Source organism: Sphingopyxis sp. GW821-FHT10B01 (genome assembly GCF_059415685.1).
The window spans coordinates 439,068-452,888 of the sequence record NZ_JBWKNS010000002.1 but is presented as its reverse complement, the minus strand read 5'-3'; the positions used below and the strand labels follow the sequence as shown (position 1 = coordinate 452,888).

At 64.2% G+C, this 13,821-nt stretch carries 17 protein-coding genes; 9 read left to right on the top strand and 8 right to left on the bottom strand.

The window, feature by feature from the left end:
* Nucleotides 1-13: 13 nt before the first annotated feature.
* Entirely contained in the window at nt 14-1,168 is a 1,155-nt protein-coding gene (locus AC07NV_RS06625) for a glycoside hydrolase family 88/105 protein (protein WP_495165551.1), read from the bottom strand.
* Nucleotides 1,159-3,621, bottom strand: coding sequence for a glycoside hydrolase family 3 protein (locus AC07NV_RS06620; RefSeq protein WP_495165550.1), 2,463 nt, complete (start codon nt 3,619-3,621; stop codon nt 1,159-1,161). The genes AC07NV_RS06625 and AC07NV_RS06620 overlap by 10 nt, the downstream gene beginning before the upstream one ends.
* Nucleotides 3,622-3,742: 121 nt before the next feature.
* On the opposite strand from AC07NV_RS06620, the gene AC07NV_RS06615 reads away from it, so the two are divergent.
* The 6 genes from AC07NV_RS06615 to AC07NV_RS06590 all read left to right on the top strand — a co-directional run bounded on the left by AC07NV_RS06615 (nt 3,743) and on the right by AC07NV_RS06590 (nt 7,400).
* Nucleotides 3,743-4,636: a DUF4861 family protein gene (locus AC07NV_RS06615; RefSeq protein ID WP_495165549.1), complete on the top strand. Its 894-nt coding sequence runs from the start codon at nt 3,743-3,745 to the stop codon at nt 4,634-4,636.
* 33 nt (nt 4,637-4,669) lie between these two features.
* The gene (locus AC07NV_RS06610; RefSeq protein WP_495165548.1) at nt 4,670-5,377 is read left to right on the top strand and encodes a FadR/GntR family transcriptional regulator; all 708 of its coding nucleotides are present in this window, start codon (nt 4,670-4,672) and stop codon (nt 5,375-5,377) included.
* 112 nt (nt 5,378-5,489) lie between these two features.
* The gene (locus AC07NV_RS06605; protein ID WP_495165547.1) at nt 5,490-5,987 is read left to right on the top strand and encodes a response regulator transcription factor; all 498 of its coding nucleotides are present in this window, start codon (nt 5,490-5,492) and stop codon (nt 5,985-5,987) included.
* A 59-nt stretch (nt 5,988-6,046) separates the two neighbouring features.
* Nucleotides 6,047-6,427, top strand: coding sequence for a hypothetical protein (locus AC07NV_RS06600; RefSeq protein ID WP_495165546.1), 381 nt, complete (start codon nt 6,047-6,049; stop codon nt 6,425-6,427).
* A gap of 25 nt (nt 6,428-6,452) precedes the next feature.
* A complete protein-coding gene (locus AC07NV_RS06595) occupies nt 6,453-6,866 on the top strand; it encodes a hypothetical protein (RefSeq protein ID WP_495165545.1) in 414 nt (137 codons plus the stop codon).
* A 30-nt stretch (nt 6,867-6,896) separates the two neighbouring features.
* Nucleotides 6,897-7,400, top strand: a complete 504-nt coding sequence (locus tag AC07NV_RS06590) for a MarR family winged helix-turn-helix transcriptional regulator (RefSeq protein ID WP_495165544.1) — start codon at nt 6,897-6,899, stop codon at nt 7,398-7,400.
* 53 nt (nt 7,401-7,453) lie between these two features.
* On the opposite strand, the gene AC07NV_RS06585 is transcribed toward AC07NV_RS06590, so the two are convergent.
* The 6 genes from AC07NV_RS06585 to AC07NV_RS06560 form a co-directional block, all read right to left on the bottom strand.
* A complete protein-coding gene (locus AC07NV_RS06585; protein ID WP_495165543.1) occupies nt 7,454-8,200 on the bottom strand; it encodes a sigma-70 family RNA polymerase sigma factor in 747 nt (248 codons plus the stop codon).
* On the bottom strand, nt 8,190-10,313 hold the full coding sequence (flhA, locus tag AC07NV_RS06580) for a flagellar biosynthesis protein FlhA (protein WP_495165542.1): 2,124 nt from the start codon (nt 10,311-10,313) through the stop codon (nt 8,190-8,192). The genes AC07NV_RS06585 and flhA overlap by 11 nt, the downstream gene beginning before the upstream one ends.
* Entirely contained in the window at nt 10,310-11,140 is an 831-nt protein-coding gene (locus tag AC07NV_RS06575; protein ID WP_495165541.1) for a transglycosylase SLT domain-containing protein, read from the bottom strand. Before AC07NV_RS06575 ends, flhA begins: the two co-directional genes overlap by 4 nt.
* A gap of 79 nt (nt 11,141-11,219) precedes the next feature.
* Nucleotides 11,220-11,528, bottom strand: a complete 309-nt coding sequence (locus tag AC07NV_RS06570) for a hypothetical protein (RefSeq protein WP_495165540.1) — start codon at nt 11,526-11,528, stop codon at nt 11,220-11,222.
* On the bottom strand, nt 11,525-11,821 hold the full coding sequence (gene flgM / locus AC07NV_RS06565; protein WP_495165539.1) for a flagellar biosynthesis anti-sigma factor FlgM: 297 nt from the start codon (nt 11,819-11,821) through the stop codon (nt 11,525-11,527). The genes AC07NV_RS06570 and flgM overlap by 4 nt, the downstream gene beginning before the upstream one ends.
* Before the next feature lie 169 nt (nt 11,822-11,990).
* On the bottom strand, nt 11,991-12,509 hold the full coding sequence (locus tag AC07NV_RS06560) for a flagella basal body P-ring formation protein FlgA (protein WP_495165538.1): 519 nt from the start codon (nt 12,507-12,509) through the stop codon (nt 11,991-11,993).
* A gap of 262 nt (nt 12,510-12,771) precedes the next feature.
* Here AC07NV_RS06560 and AC07NV_RS06555 point away from each other — a divergent pair, with 262 nt between their 5' ends.
* The 3 genes from AC07NV_RS06555 to AC07NV_RS06545 are packed head-to-tail and all read left to right on the top strand — an operon-like array spanning nt 12,772 to nt 13,818.
* Complete coding sequence (locus AC07NV_RS06555; RefSeq protein ID WP_495165537.1) at nt 12,772-13,113, top strand: flagellar basal body rod protein FlgB; 342 nt, start codon at nt 12,772-12,774, stop codon at nt 13,111-13,113.
* Entirely contained in the window at nt 13,110-13,520 is a 411-nt protein-coding gene (gene flgC, locus AC07NV_RS06550; RefSeq protein WP_495165536.1) for a flagellar basal body rod protein FlgC, read from the top strand. The genes AC07NV_RS06555 and flgC overlap by 4 nt, the downstream gene beginning before the upstream one ends.
* Nucleotide 13,521: 1 nt before the next feature.
* A complete protein-coding gene (locus AC07NV_RS06545) occupies nt 13,522-13,818 on the top strand; it encodes a flagellar hook assembly protein FlgD (protein ID WP_495165535.1) in 297 nt (98 codons plus the stop codon).
* Nucleotides 13,819-13,821: the final 3 nt, after the last annotated feature.

Genomic DNA, 13,821 nt, shown 5'->3' with positions numbered 1-13,821 from the left:
GTGGCGCTGCGGATCAGCGGCCCGCGCGCTTTTGCGCTAGGTCGTACATTGCGGTTCCGGCGAGCAGAAAGGCGCCGGACCCGTAGAATTGCGTTTCCTGCGCGGACACGCTGTCGGGCCGGTCGCCGACCTGCTGGACCCAGCCGAGCATGCCGTCGGGCTGCACCGCGCGGCCGAGCGCGTGCCAGCCGCGGACGGCAGCGGGTTCATAGACTTTGCGGTCGAGCAGACCCTTGTCGACGCCCCATGCGAAGGCATAGGTGAAGAAAGCGGTGCCGCTCGTTTCGGGCGGCGTGCCGGGGTCGTTGTCGAGCAGCGACGCCGGCCAATAGCCGTCGGCCTTTTGCAGCGTGACGAGCTTCGCCGCCATCTGCTTGAACAGTTTCTCATAATAGGGTCGCTGCGGATCGTCCTTGTCCAGGACCTGCAGCACACGGACGAGGCCGCCCATCACCCAGCCGTTGCCGCGGCTCCAGAACAGCTTGCGTCCCTTGGCATCGCGCTGGTCGAAAAAGCGGCTGTCGCGGAAATAGAGATTTTCACCCGGGTCGTAGAGATAGTCTGTGGTCGTCTTCCACTCGGCATGGACGAACTCCGCATAGCGTTTGTCGCCGACGGCTTTGCCGATCCGCAGCATTGTCGGCGGCGCCATGAATAAGGCGTCGCACCAGCACCAGCGTTCGGTGCACAGTGAATAGCCGCCGCCGGGCTGGGTGGGAATGAATTCGAGGCTGTTCGTGCGGCGATTCGCGAAGACATTGTCGAAATAGGCGCGCGCCGGGACGAGCGCCTCGGCGCCGGCACCGTTGCGCGCCGCCCATTCCCACGCCTGCGCGATCAGCTGGTCGTCGGCGTGAAAGGCGAGCTTGCCGAGCTGCCATTTCTGCGCGCGGCCAAGTTCGACGACCGGGTCGCGGTAGCGGGCGTCACGTTCCGCAAGGTCGGTGAGCGCGACCCAGAAGGTCGCCTGCTGCCAGTCGCGCGGTTCGCGCACACTCGGCCGCGCCGCGGGCATCTTGTCCCATGCTTCGCGATGCGTCAGCTGCCAGTCGGCGACCCCGCGCATTGCTGCGAGGATCGCTGCGGGCTGCGGCATCACAGGCTCTGCGGGGGCCTCGGCGGCGGGCGCGCTCACCATCATGAGCGGGGCAAGGAGGCTCAGCGACATGTCATATCCTTTGCAGGGGTAAGGGTGATCGAAGACAGGGTGAGGCGCATCGGGGTGCTCGACGACAGCGCGAAGGGTACGATAACGCTATCGAGCCGTGCACCCGGCAGGCAGGCGAGCGGGATCGACACGCTCTGCCAGCCGCGACCGGCGATGGCGGCGAGGCGACCGGCGATGTCGAGACGCGCCGTGCAACCGGGACTGCAGCGGACCTCCAGCGTGGCGGGTGCCGTCGGCGCCCGATCGACACGCAGGTCGAGCGTCAGCGCGAGCGGCCCGGCGCCCGACAGGTCGGCAGCGCGCGGGTTGGCGACGATCAGTGTCCCGCGCGCACGTCCCGACCAGAGTATCTCGCGGGCGTCCTCCTGCGCATCGCGGTCGACCGGACGGACGGCGATGGCGCCATTGTCGGCGGCGCCGCTGATCGCCTGCGGGCTGTCGTTCGCGCCGTCGATCTGGAGCCGGCGCGTGCCGGTCGCGCGGCCGCGCGTGAAGATCGGGCCGGTGAGGCGCTGTTCGACGATGATGCCAGGGTCTTCGGAGAGGGCGGCGGACGGGCTGCGATCGGCGAGCTTGAGGCCATAGCCAAAAGCAAAGAGCGGCCTGTAACCGGCGTCGCCTATATTGAGCGGCGCCCCCTTCGCATCGGCGGGCCACGAGAAGGGCAGCTTGCCCTTGAAGTCGGCTTTGCCAAACAGGACATCGGCAATACCGCCGCCTTCCGAGCCCGGAAGCCAGGCGGCGACGAAGGCATCGGCGGCGTTGATGTGGTGATTGACCCACAGCGGGCGGCCCGAGAGGAAGACGGCGACCACCGGAATGCCGGCGGCCTTCAGCCGTTTCATCGTATCAAGGGTTCCACGCGTGTCGTCGAAATACAGATCGGCGCGGTCGCCCTGGAATTCGGCATAAGGATCCTCGCCGAACACGATGATCGCAGCGTCGGGTTTCGTCGTGAAGCGGCCCTCCACCGACAGTTCGGCGCTACCGCCGCCTGCCGTCACAGTGTCGCGCACCCCGGCGAAGATCGATGTCGCGCCGGGGAAATGCTCGGGCTTGGTGCCCGTACCCTGCCATGTCAGGGTCCAGCCGCCCGACTGCTTGGCGACATTGTCGGCGCCGTCGCCTGCGACGAGGATGCGCGCATCGGGCTTGAGCGGAAGAATGCCGGCGTTTTTCAGCAGCACGAGCGATTCCCGTACCGCCTGCCGCGCCACCGCGCGATGATCGGACGCGCCGAGCAGGTCGGTGCGGCCCGCATATTCGCGCGTCGACGGCTTGCCTGCTTCGAACAATCCGGCGCGCAGCTTCACGCGCAATATACGGCGCACGGCGTCGTCGAGCCGTGCCATCGGCAGTTCGCCCGACCGTGCGGCGACGAGCGTCGAGGCGTAAAGCCCTTTCCAGCTCGCCGGTCCCATATACATATCGAGCCCGGCGACGATCGACGCGGGGCAGTCGGTGGGGGCGCAGCCGGGTACCTTGGCATGGCCGTCCCAATCCCCGACAACGAGCCCGTCGAACCGCCAGCGCTGCTTCAGTACGCCGGTCAGCAGGCTGGCGTTGCCGTGCATCTTGACGCCATTCCATCCCGAAAAGCTCGCCATCACGCTCTGCACGTCGGCCTTGAGTGCCGCGACATAGGCGGGGGTGTGGAGGCGGATCAGTTCGGCTTCGGCTACCTGGGTGTCGCCACGGTCGCGGCCGCCGTCGGTGCCACCGTCGCCAAGGAAATGTTTGGCGGTGGCGATGATATGCGGCCCCTTGAGCCAATTGGCATCGCCGCGCCGTCCTTGCAGTCCGTGGACGAGCGCTGCAGCATAGCTTGTCGCTATCGCGGGGTCTTCGCCAAAGCTTTCATAGGTGCGCCCCCAGCGATCGTCGCGTGCGACCGCAATCGTCGGCGCAAAGGTCCAGTCGAGACCGGTAACGCGCATCTCGATCGCAGTGATCTGACCGATCTTTTCCATCAACGCTGGGTTCCGCGCCGCGCCGAGCCCGATATTGTGCGGGAAGAGCGTCGCGCCGACGATATTGTTATGGCCGTGGACAGCGTCCGATCCCCAGATCACCGGGATGCGCGGCAAGTCGCCGTTCGGGCGCATCGACGCGTCGTAATAGGCATCGGCCGCTGCAACCCACGTCGAGGCGGGGCCGAACTCGTCCCCGCCGGGTGACGAACTGCCGCCGTTGAGGATTGAACCGAGATGATGAGTGGCGACGTCGTCGGGCGTGGTGCTGCCGATATCGCCCTGGATGATCTGGCCGACCTTCTGTTCGAGCGACATGGCGGCGAGTAGCGCATCGATGCGGGCTTCGATTGCCGTATCGGGCGCGTGTGCAGCGATCTCCGGCCAGCGATCGGGATGTGCAATGCCCTCCTGCGCAGCAGCTCCTCCCGCCGCCGCCAGAGCCATCGCGCTCACCAGCGTGAGCCAACCGCTTCGCGTCACATTCCGCTCCCATATCCCTCGGCATCTGTTGATACCGTTCACATATGTCTTTCCCTTTTGGCGCGACCCTGTCAATAGGTTGTCAGACAACTTTGGCGCTGAATGGGAAGGATGGATGGTAATGCGCGCTTCGCTGCTCTTTCCGATACTGCTTGCCGCGCCTGTCGTCGCGCAGGAGCATCTGCCGCTGCGCCCGGCGACGGCGGACGAGCAAAAGGCGCGCGCGGCGGCAGTGGTCGCCGGCTATCGTTATGGCGATCTGCTCTGGGAAAACGACCGCATCGCATTTCGCATCTATAGTCGTGCGCTCGAACAGGCCGAACCGCCGTCGTCGTCGGGGATCGACGCGTGGGGAAAGCGTGTGCGCTGGCCGTGGATGGATCGGCAGCTCCGAACCGGCGATCAGCACAGCGACCATGGCGAGGGGCTCGATTTCTATAATGTCGGGACCGGACGCGGAATCGGCGGGCTGGGTGTCTGGTACGACAACAAACTGTGGACCTCGCGCAACTATGTCCGTCCCCGCATTCTTTCCGCCGGGCCGGATGTCGCCGATTTCATCGTCGACTACGAACCGTGGCCGGTCGATACCCTTCGCACGGTGCGCGAAACGCGGCGCTTCACCTTGCCCGCCGGGACCAATTTCACACGGTTGACCTCGACCATCGCATCGAGCAGCGATGCCGGGATGATCGTCGGCATCGGCATTTCGAAACGGCCGATCAATGGCGGAAAATCGGGCGAGGTAAAGAAGGACGAAGCGGCTGCGCGTTTGACCTGGTGGGGTCCTGCCGACGGCGACAAGGGCCGTATGGCGGCGGCCGTCATTGTCGACCCGTCTGCCTTCGCGGGCTTTGCCGAAGATGCCGACAATTATCTGATCCTCGTCCGGGTCCGGCCGGGGAAGCCCTTCGTCTATTATAGCGGCGCGGCGTGGGATGGCGGCGGCGATTTCGCGACGAGACATATGTGGCAGGCCTATGTCGATGCCCAGCGACCCGGCTTCGAGCCCTAGCCAGGATGGCAGCGCGATGATAGGCACCGGTGCATGGCGGTAACCAAGGCGGCGTCACTGGCGGACGATCTGGTCCAGCGCTTCGAGGAGCGTATCGAAACGGGCGATATGCCGCCCGGGTCGCGATTCCCGACCGAGAAAGCGATCACCGAGGATTTCGGCGTCAGCCGGACGGTGGTGCGCGAGGCCTATTCGCGGCTTGCCGCGCGCGGCCTGCTCGAATCGCGCCGCGGATCGGGCGCTTATGTTCCCGATGGCGCGCAATATCGCGCATTTCAGGTCACCGCCGAGGAAATCGGCGAGATCGACGATGTGCTGAAGCTGCTCGAAATGCGAGTGGGGTTCGAGGCCGAGATGGCCGACCTCGCGGCGCGCCGCCGCACGGAGCAGGATCTTGCCGAACTGCGGCGCACGCTGGCTGCCATGGAGGAAAGCAGCGATGTCGATGCGTCGGTCGCCGCCGATGCGGCCTTTCACGCAGCGATCGCCAGCGCGACGGGAAACCCCTATTTCCTGCGGTTCACCCAGTTTCTCGGGGTGCGGCTCGTGCCGTCGCGGCGGCTCTATCTGCAGGGCGACGATCCGGTCCGGCATCAGCGCTATGCCCACACGATCAATTGCGATCACGAGGCGATCGTCACTGCGATCGAGGCGAGCGATCCGGTCGCCGCGCGCCGTGCCGCGCGCCGCCATATCGAAAAATCGATCCTGCGCTATCGCACGCTCAAGGACGGGCGATAGCGCAGGGGCGATCGGGCGGAGGATTCCCGGCAGCGGAAGGTGTGCCGAATCGGTAACCGGGAATGGACCAGGTGGGAAATTAGGTTTCTACCGACCTTGATTTCGACTCGTGATGCTCTATTCCAACCGCGTGCAAGGCGACCCTGACAATTACATAAGCCTGCTGTCTGCGGCGCAGATTGAAACGTTGCGGCACGTTTATGAGCATAAAAATTCCAAGCAGATCGCGCGCTTGATGCATGTTTCACCGCACACCGTCGACGAGCGTGTGCGGCGCGTATTAAAGAAGCTTAATGTTTCTAACAGGATAGAGGCAGCACGGGTTCTGGCGGTTAACGGTGTCTTCGATCATGTTACCCCTTATCAGCCTTTGACATATCAACTGATGGACCTAGGCGATGTTACTCCCGCCGCCGATGCCAAGCCGGGGCGCAGTTCGTTTCGGCGGCTATTCGACATCGGTTCGCCATTTCCTACCGCGTCCCAGCCGGCCAACCGGCATGGGTTGATGGAAAGGATAATCTGGCCGATTCTGATCGCTTTTGCGACGATTTTGGCTTTTTCTGCCCTCTATTCGATCCTTGTCGGACTTGGTCGTGTGATGACCTGATGTTCGAAGCGAATGCTGCGGGGGGGAACCGGTAGCATTCTTTTTCAAGGAAAAAGAAAATGCTGAATCAACGAGTTTCAGCGGCGAAAAAGATCGCATCCGATCTTCACCTCGCCGAAGACGCCATCGACGAAGCGATGATCCGTATCGCCCAACTCGCGGCAACGCTGCCCACGGCGCGGCGCGAAACCAAAATGTCGGCAATCGTCGGCCAGGAAGCCATGTCCAAGGTCGCGCACGCGCTGGCCGCTGCGGGCGAGGTCCGTCAGCTGTTGACCGACGCGCATCTGGCGCTGACCGTGACGCAGAAGGAAGTCGGGCTGGGCACGCGGATGTTCGGTGCGGGCGTCAAGCCGGCCGAAGCGAAGCTGGTCGACGAAGGCAGCAACGATCTGTCGGGCGCGGACGTCGCCGCCCGCCGGCTCGCCAAGGCATCGTGATCGACGGGAAAGGTTGACAGCCACGATGTGGTCCGTCGCAATCTACTACATTGTTCTGCTCATCACGGTGGCCGTCGCGCTTCGACGCGGCGGCCCCCTTGAGCGGTGGGCGGCCTATACCGCCTTGATTGCTTCGGTCCTCACCAGTGCCGTGACTCCTTTCCCGACCTGGAACGATATTGAACTGAATATCTTCATCATCGACGTGCTGGTACTGCTCAGCTTCTGGTTCATATCCTTGAAGACGCAGAGTTTCTGGCCCTATTGGATCACCGGATGGCAACTGATTGCCATTTTCGGTCATATCCAGAAGTTCATGTTCTCGGAGATACTGGCGCGGCCCTATTCGCTCCTTTCGGTTTATATATCCTACCCGATCCTGCTGCTGATCATTTATGCATCGGGTTCGTCCAGTCGGCGAAGTGAAGCCTTGGCCTAGTGTGCGTGGCTCCCCAGGGGGCATCATCACATGCAGCAATTTTCGAACCAAGAAATTGCCGAGTTAAAATCGCGGGTCGACCAGATCCAGGAACTGCTCGCAAGCCGCGGCGAGGAACTATCGTCGCCGGTCGCGCGACCGGCGGACGGCGCCTATGGCGAAGGCTTGCCGAAGGCTGCGCTGCTCGACCAGCTGTCGCTGAGCATCCAGATCCGGCGGATACGTCGCAGCCATTTCGGCAGCGCCGAGATGTCGGGTCCGACCTGGGACATGATGCTCGACCTGATGCTGGCGGGCACGCATGGCCGCGTGCTCAGCGCGAGCGATCTTGCGACCGGCGCTGGGGTTCCTTTGTCGTCGGGGCTGCGGATGATCGCCGGGCTCGAACGGCGAGGGCTGGTGGATCGCTCGATCGACGAGCGTGACCGGCGCCGCACGATTGTCCGGCTCACCGACAGCGGGACCGAACGGATGGCGACCTATTTCGAAAAAGTCAGTGTCGCATCGCAGGCCGGGCAGGCACTCGCTGCCTGATCTGCCCAAGACCGGGTGCGCGCGGCGTGCGCGTCATACCCGGTGCGCTCGACCTATTCGGTCATCTCGCGCATCATGCGGTCGACCTTGGTCATCGCTTCGCGCTTGATCTGGCAAATGCGCGCGGCGCTGACGTCCAGCGTCAGGCCGATTTCGTGCAGGTTGAGTTCTTCGAAGAAATAGAGCTGCAGGACCATCTGTTCGCGCTCCGACAGGCGGCTGACGCACTGGCGCAGCGCCCCCATCAAATCCTCCTGTTCGCATGTTTCGCCTGCGCCGACGCCGTCGTCGGGCGCGAGGAAGGCGCCGATGTCGGTCAGCTCGTCGAGCGATGTCGAGCGACCGTGCGTCGCGTTGCGCTCGAGCGCGAAATAGTCCTCGGCCGACATGTCGAATGCGACCGCCATTTCGGCCGCCGTGGGCGCGCGCATCAATTGCTGTTCGAGCATGCCGCGCATCGCCTGCAGCCTTTTGGCCGCGACCATGGCCGAGCGGCCGACGTCGGCCTCGCGGCGTAGCTGGTCGATCATCGCGCCGCGGATGCGGGTCGAGGCATAGGTGGCAAAGGCGAAACCGCGTTCTTCATAATGGCGGCTCGCCTCGATCAGCGCGATCAGGCCGGTCTGGATCAGATCGTCGAGCTCGCTCGTTCGCGACACGCGCGAAAAGACCTGCCAGGCGATCTTGCGGACCAGCGGCGAATATTCCGCCACCAGCACCTCGACGCTTTCGCCATAGCCACGCGGGCGCGGCGCGCGGCCGATGGTGCCGGCAAACTGCTCGGCGGACTCAATTCTCATGCACTTGGTCCTCCATGTGGGCGTCGGGCCCAGACGCGAGGCGGGGCACTTCGGCGCCGATCGTCGCGACAATTTCGGTCTGCTTGTTCGCCGGGATTTCGAGGTACGAAATGACGGCAACGTCGGGGAAAGTGGCGCGCACGAGGCGCGACAGCGCGGAGCGGCAGATCGGTGACGCGACGAGCGCGAAGCTGCGCGTCTGCAACAGCAGCGGCTCGACGGCCTGACCGACCTGTTCGATGATCGTCATCGCCATGCCATGCTCGAACGGCCATTCGGCGGCGGGGTTGGCACGCACGGCCTGATTAAGGAGTATCTCGACCTCGGGGCTGAAGGTGACGACGGGCAGCGGCATCCGGCTCGGCACGATCGTCTGGACGATCAGCGCGCCGATGCGCTGGCGCACCGCTTCGACCAGGTCGATTTCGTTCAGCTGCTGGGCAGCGAGCGATACCATCGCCTCGGCGATCTTGCGGAAATCGCGCAGCGGCACGCGCTCGACGAGCAAGGATTTGCAGAGGCTTGCGACGCGCGGCAACGAATAGCCCTGCGGCGACAGATTCTGCGCGAGCTGCGGATAATGGACCTTGAGATTCTCGATCAGCGCCTGTGCATCGTCGATGCCGAACAGTTCGGCGGCCGAACCGACGATGCTGTTGTTGAGGTGCGTTGCGACCACCGTCGCAGGATCGACGACGGTATAACCCGCGGCGATCGCGTCATTCTGCATTGCCTTCGGGATCCACAGTGCGTCGAGACCAAAGGTCGGATCCTTGCACGGGCGGCCGACGACCTTGGTGACCAGATCGCCCGAATCGAGCGCGAGCATTTCATTGGGGAAGACTTCGTCTTCGCCGACGATCACCCCGGCGACCGAGATGCGATAGACGTTGCCCGGCAGCGACAGATCGTCGCTGACCTTCACCGGCGGGACGACAAAGCCGAGTTCCTTCGACAATTGACGGCGGATGCCGGTGATGCGCGTCATTAGCGGAGAGCCCTTGCGTTCGTCGACGAGGGTGACAAGCGCATAGCCGATCTCGAGCTGGCAGGCGCTCGCGTCGCTGACGTCGGCCCACTCGATATGTGACGGGTCGGGGGCGGGCGCCGCAGGCGCGGGGGCATCTGCGATGGCCGCCGCAGACCGGCGGAGCTGCCAGCCGATACCGAAGGACAAGGCCGCGGCAGGCAGGATCAGCATCTGCGGCATCGACGGGACGATGCCGAGGATGAACAGGATGGCGCCGACCGCCATCCAGACGGTGGGCGACGCGAACTGGCTGCTGATCTGACCGCTGAGGTCGAACGGCGACGCGACGCGGGTGACGATCGCCGCGGCGGCAATCGAGAGCAGCAGCGCCGGTATCTGCGCAACCAGCGCGTCGCCGATCGCGAGCGTGACATAATTGCTGCCGGCTTCCGAAAAGCTGAGGCCGTGGCTGAAAATGCCGAGAATCAGCCCGCCAACGATGTTGACGAACAGGATCAGCAGGCCCGCGATTGCGTCGCCCTTCACGAATTTCGAGGCACCGTCCATCGAGCCGTAGAAATCGGCTTCGGTCGCGACTTCGACGCGGCGTGCCTTGGCCTCTTCGGGGGTAAGCAGGCCGGCGTTGAGATCGGCGTCGATCGCCATCTGCTTGCCCGGCAATGCGTCGAGCGTGAAGCGCGCCGACACTTCGGACACGCGCCCCGCGCCCTTGGTGATCACGACCATGTTGATGATCATCAGCACGAAAAAGACAAACAGGCCGACGACATAATCGCCGCCGATCAGCACCTGCCCGAACGCTTCGATCACATGGCCCGCCGCTGCGGTGCCCTCGTGTCCGTGGACAAGCACGACGCGCGTCGAGGCGACGTTGAGCGCGAGGCGGAACAAGGTCGCGAGAAGCAGGACGGTCGGGAACGACGAAAAGTCGAGCGGCTTTGCCGCCGACAGGGCGACCATCAGGATCGCGAGGCTGATCATGATATTGGCGACGAAGCTGATGTCGAGGATCAACGGCGAAACCGGGATTACCATCAAACCGACGAGGATCAGCATCCCCGCCGGCAACGCCGAGGCCCCGGCGATCCGGCCGATATTGCGGAGGTTGAAGCCGGCGGTCATGCCGTGCCTCCCGACAGCGACGCGAGCCGCCGATAAGCGTCGGCGGCAAAGCCCATCGAGAGTTTTTGTGGCATTGGCTGGATATCCATCATCTGCAGCGGCGGACGTCCGCCACCGCCCGTGCCCGCCAGGCCGCTTGAACTGCTCGCTTGCGCGTGCCAGCCGGCGGGGGCGAAGGGCTTCATATTTTCGATCTTGCCGCCGTTTTCGAGCTTCACGCGAAAACGTTCGCGGATCTCGGCGAGGCTGCGCATGCTGCCGTCGGGGCCATAAAAGACCGACCGGTTGGCGGCCGCGGCCTCGGGCATCATCGATGCGCCGGGCTGGTCGGGGTTTGCGTCGAGCGCGGAAAGGAATTTGGCGGCGCCGCCGCTGCCAAGGAAATGCGCAAGATACAGGTCGACCGGTTCGGCGCTGCGGCCGATCCGGCTTTCGATATATTCGCGATTGTCGCTGGTAAGCGCGGCGGCCATGTTCGACGACGCGGTCGGGTCGTCGCGCAGATCGAGAATCTGTTGGCGGAGCGTGGGGTCGGCGACCGATAAGCGCCCCGACGCATCGCGGCCGATCGCGTCGGCCGCCCAGGCGAGGCCGTGGTTCGCGCCATGCCGGTCGAGCGTCGCGAGCCAGGTCTGCTTGGTAAACTGATAGAGCCCGCGCGCCGACGAGGTCGAGGCTTTCGCGGTCGGATTATACCCGCTTTCGACGCGCGCAACGTCGACCAGATAGTCGAAATCGATACCCGTTCGCGCCGACGCATTCTGCACCGCATCCATCACGGGTGCGGCGATGCGGGTCGAGCCCTGGGGATTGTTGATTGCGTTCATGCTTTGGGTTCCGCTGGTTCAGCAGACCAAAAGCAATCATCGTGCCATTTCGCAGAAGTGGCAGGAAGCTACATGGTTATCAGTAGCTTAATGCCGCTCCACGCGGCTGGGTGCCACGGATCTCGTGGCTCCTGTCAATCCTCTGACGCGTCCAGTTCTTCAGGATATTGACGCGCATCGCGGCCGCTTCGAGCTGGCCGAGGGTTTTGCCGATCAGCGCGCGGGCGCGCAATTCGCTGCCCGCCGGGATGTTCGCACCGCGAAACAGGATCACGGCGGTCGCAAGCTCTTCGGTCGCCGCGATGATGGCGCTGGCGTCGTGCCCGTCGAGGGCGCCGACTAGCGCGCTCAACCGCGTTTCGATTTCATCCATCTCGGCCAGCATCATTCGGCTCCGCTGTGGAAATCGAGCATCGCGCTCGCGATGATCGCCGAATGCACGCCATAACTGCCTCCCGCGATCGCGGTGCGCAGCGATGCCACGCGTGCGACGTCGACCGGCGGTGCCTGATCGGCGAGGCTGCTCGCCAGACGCGTCAGGCGTGCGGTCGGCAGGCCGTCCTGCGCCGGCTGGAGCTGCGCAGGGGCGCGCATCGGGGCGGCCGCCTCGCTGGCGACTCTACGCAGCGGGCCGGTGCGGCCGATGCCGCCGACTGGTCCTATCTTGCTGTCACCCGACATGCTTGCCTCCATCCGGTGCCGTCAGAAAAGTGACGGCGCGGTTCACGAAGGCTTTAACGGATGCTGGCGGCAGCGATTAAGGCGGTCTGCCGCAAAAAGATAAAGAAAGGCCCGGCCGCGTCGGAAAGCCGACAGCGACCGGGCCGTTGGGCGGTAAGTGAAGCGAAGCTCAGTTGTCGAGGTGCGCGCGGCCGGGTCCGGTGACGGTGGCGCTGAGCATCGACTTGCTGTCGTTGCCACGGAGTGCGATCGTCTCGCCGACGCGGCCGTCCTGCGTCGCGATGGCGGCATAGCTGATCGAATAGCTTTCGGTTTCGATCGTAACACGGACATTGTCGCCGCGGCGGATAACAGGGGCGCCGGCCGCAGGACGGGTAAAGCTTGCCGCGGCGGGTACGGCATCGGCAGGGGCCGTCATCGGCACGCGCAAACGCCAGCCGAGCGAGGCGCAGCGGACGGCGAGCGTCTGCGCGTCGATCGCGGTGACCGACGCCTGTTCGGGGCAGCGCGCCAGCTTGATACGGCGATCGACCGGGGTTGCCGTGCGGCCCATCGCATTGGCGACCATGTTGGTCAGCGTGTCGACGGTCTGCCAGTCCTCATTGCCCTGTTGCGCGTGCGCGGCGAGCGGGGCGGCGAAAGCGCATGCGGCCAGGCCGACGAGGCGCGCGAGAGTTTTGCGGGACATAGTCCATCTCCTTCGGGTTCAATCGATTGCCCGATATTTTGCAGGAAGCGTGCCAGTCGCGCTTTGGTGCGCCTTTTCTCGCGGCGGAACGCCGGATCGTCAGATTTTTGACGAGCGCCCGCGCGTGGCGAGCGATCATCTATTTAAGTGGATGAAAAATATATGAAAAATATGTTTGGCACGGCCATTGCAGTAAGCCTTGTTGTTTCCGCGCGTCTGCGCCGGCTGCGAGCCGGGACGGACAACGGTGAGAAGGAATGTGATGATGGCATCCGAGAAACTCTTTGGCCTGCACGCGACGGCGCTCCAGCTGCGCAGCCAGCGCATGATGATGCTCGCGTCGAACATCGCCAATGCGGCGACGCCCAATTACAAGGCGCGCGACCTCGACTTTTCCAAGGCGCTCGACCTTGCCCAGCAGGGTGGCTCGACCGACGGCGCGATTTCGTATCGCGTCCCGGTTCAGGAGTCGCTCGACGGCAATACGGTCGAAATGGCGACCGAGCAGACGGCCTTTACCGAAAACGCGCTCGCCTACCGGTCGAGCCTCGCGTTCCTCAGCGGCCGCGTCAACACGCTGACCCGCGCGATCAAGGGCGAATGACGATGAACGGCAATTTCTCCGTCTTCGACATCAGCGGTCGCGCGATGTCGGCGCAGCTCGTCCGGCTCAACACCACTGCGTCGAACCTCGCCAACGCGGGAACGACCGCAGGCAGCGAGGCGGGCGCGTACCGGTCGCTGAAGCCCGTCTTTCGTACCGTGATGGACGGCCAAGGCCGCGCGACGGTCCAGATCGACCAGGTCACGACGTCGAAAATGGCGCCGTCGAAACGGCACGATCCGTCGAACCCGCTCGCCGACAAGGACGGCAACGTCTGGGAAGCAGCGGTCGATAGCGCCGCCGAGCTGGTCGAGATGGTCGAGACCGCCCGCCAATATCAGAACAATGTCCAGGTCCTCGAAACCGCAAAGGGCCTGATCAACGAAACTCTCAGGATGGGACAGTAAGATGAGCGTCAACAGCATCACCAACAACAGCAACGTCGTGCTTCAACCCAAGGGCGGCAAGCAGATGGGGCAGAGCGATTTCCTGCGCCTGATGACCGCGCAGCTATCGCATCAAGATCCGTTCAACCCGGTCGATAACCAGCAGATGGTTGCGCAGATGGCGCAATTCTCGAGCCTTGCCGGGATCAGCGATACCAACACCGCACTCGCCAAGATTTCGGAGCAGCTCACGGCGCAGACCCAGCTGCTCAAGGACATCAAGGCTGCCACCCCGGCGCCGACTCCCCCCACCACCTAAGAA

What these genes read in the sequence shown, in the direction of transcription:
- AC07NV_RS06625 (WP_495165551.1), bottom strand. Translation starts at nt 1,168, where the DNA reads ATGTCGCTGAGCCTCCTTGCCCCGCTCATGATGGTGAGCGCGCCCGCC.
- AC07NV_RS06615 (WP_495165549.1), top strand. Translation starts at nt 3,743, where the DNA reads ATGCGCGCTTCGCTGCTCTTTCCGATACTGCTTGCCGCGCCTGTCGTC.
- AC07NV_RS06610 (WP_495165548.1), top strand. Translation starts at nt 4,670, where the DNA reads ATGGCGGTAACCAAGGCGGCGTCACTGGCGGACGATCTGGTCCAGCGC.
- AC07NV_RS06605 (WP_495165547.1), top strand. Translation starts at nt 5,490, where the DNA reads ATGCTCTATTCCAACCGCGTGCAAGGCGACCCTGACAATTACATAAGC.
- AC07NV_RS06600 (WP_495165546.1), top strand. Translation starts at nt 6,047, where the DNA reads ATGCTGAATCAACGAGTTTCAGCGGCGAAAAAGATCGCATCCGATCTT.
- AC07NV_RS06595 (WP_495165545.1), top strand. Translation starts at nt 6,453, where the DNA reads ATGTGGTCCGTCGCAATCTACTACATTGTTCTGCTCATCACGGTGGCC.
- AC07NV_RS06590 (WP_495165544.1), top strand. Translation starts at nt 6,897, where the DNA reads ATGCAGCAATTTTCGAACCAAGAAATTGCCGAGTTAAAATCGCGGGTC.
- AC07NV_RS06585 (WP_495165543.1), bottom strand. Translation starts at nt 8,200, where the DNA reads ATGAGAATTGAGTCCGCCGAGCAGTTTGCCGGCACCATCGGCCGCGCG.
- flhA (WP_495165542.1), bottom strand. Translation starts at nt 10,313, where the DNA reads ATGACCGCCGGCTTCAACCTCCGCAATATCGGCCGGATCGCCGGGGCC.
- AC07NV_RS06575 (WP_495165541.1), bottom strand. Translation starts at nt 11,140, where the DNA reads ATGAACGCAATCAACAATCCCCAGGGCTCGACCCGCATCGCCGCACCC.
- AC07NV_RS06570 (WP_495165540.1), bottom strand. Translation starts at nt 11,528, where the DNA reads ATGATGCTGGCCGAGATGGATGAAATCGAAACGCGGTTGAGCGCGCTA.
- flgM (WP_495165539.1), bottom strand. Translation starts at nt 11,821, where the DNA reads ATGTCGGGTGACAGCAAGATAGGACCAGTCGGCGGCATCGGCCGCACC.
- AC07NV_RS06560 (WP_495165538.1), bottom strand. Translation starts at nt 12,509, where the DNA reads ATGTCCCGCAAAACTCTCGCGCGCCTCGTCGGCCTGGCCGCATGCGCT.
- AC07NV_RS06555 (WP_495165537.1), top strand. Translation starts at nt 12,772, where the DNA reads ATGATGGCATCCGAGAAACTCTTTGGCCTGCACGCGACGGCGCTCCAG.
- flgC (WP_495165536.1), top strand. Translation starts at nt 13,110, where the DNA reads ATGACGATGAACGGCAATTTCTCCGTCTTCGACATCAGCGGTCGCGCG.
- AC07NV_RS06545 (WP_495165535.1), top strand. Translation starts at nt 13,522, where the DNA reads ATGAGCGTCAACAGCATCACCAACAACAGCAACGTCGTGCTTCAACCC.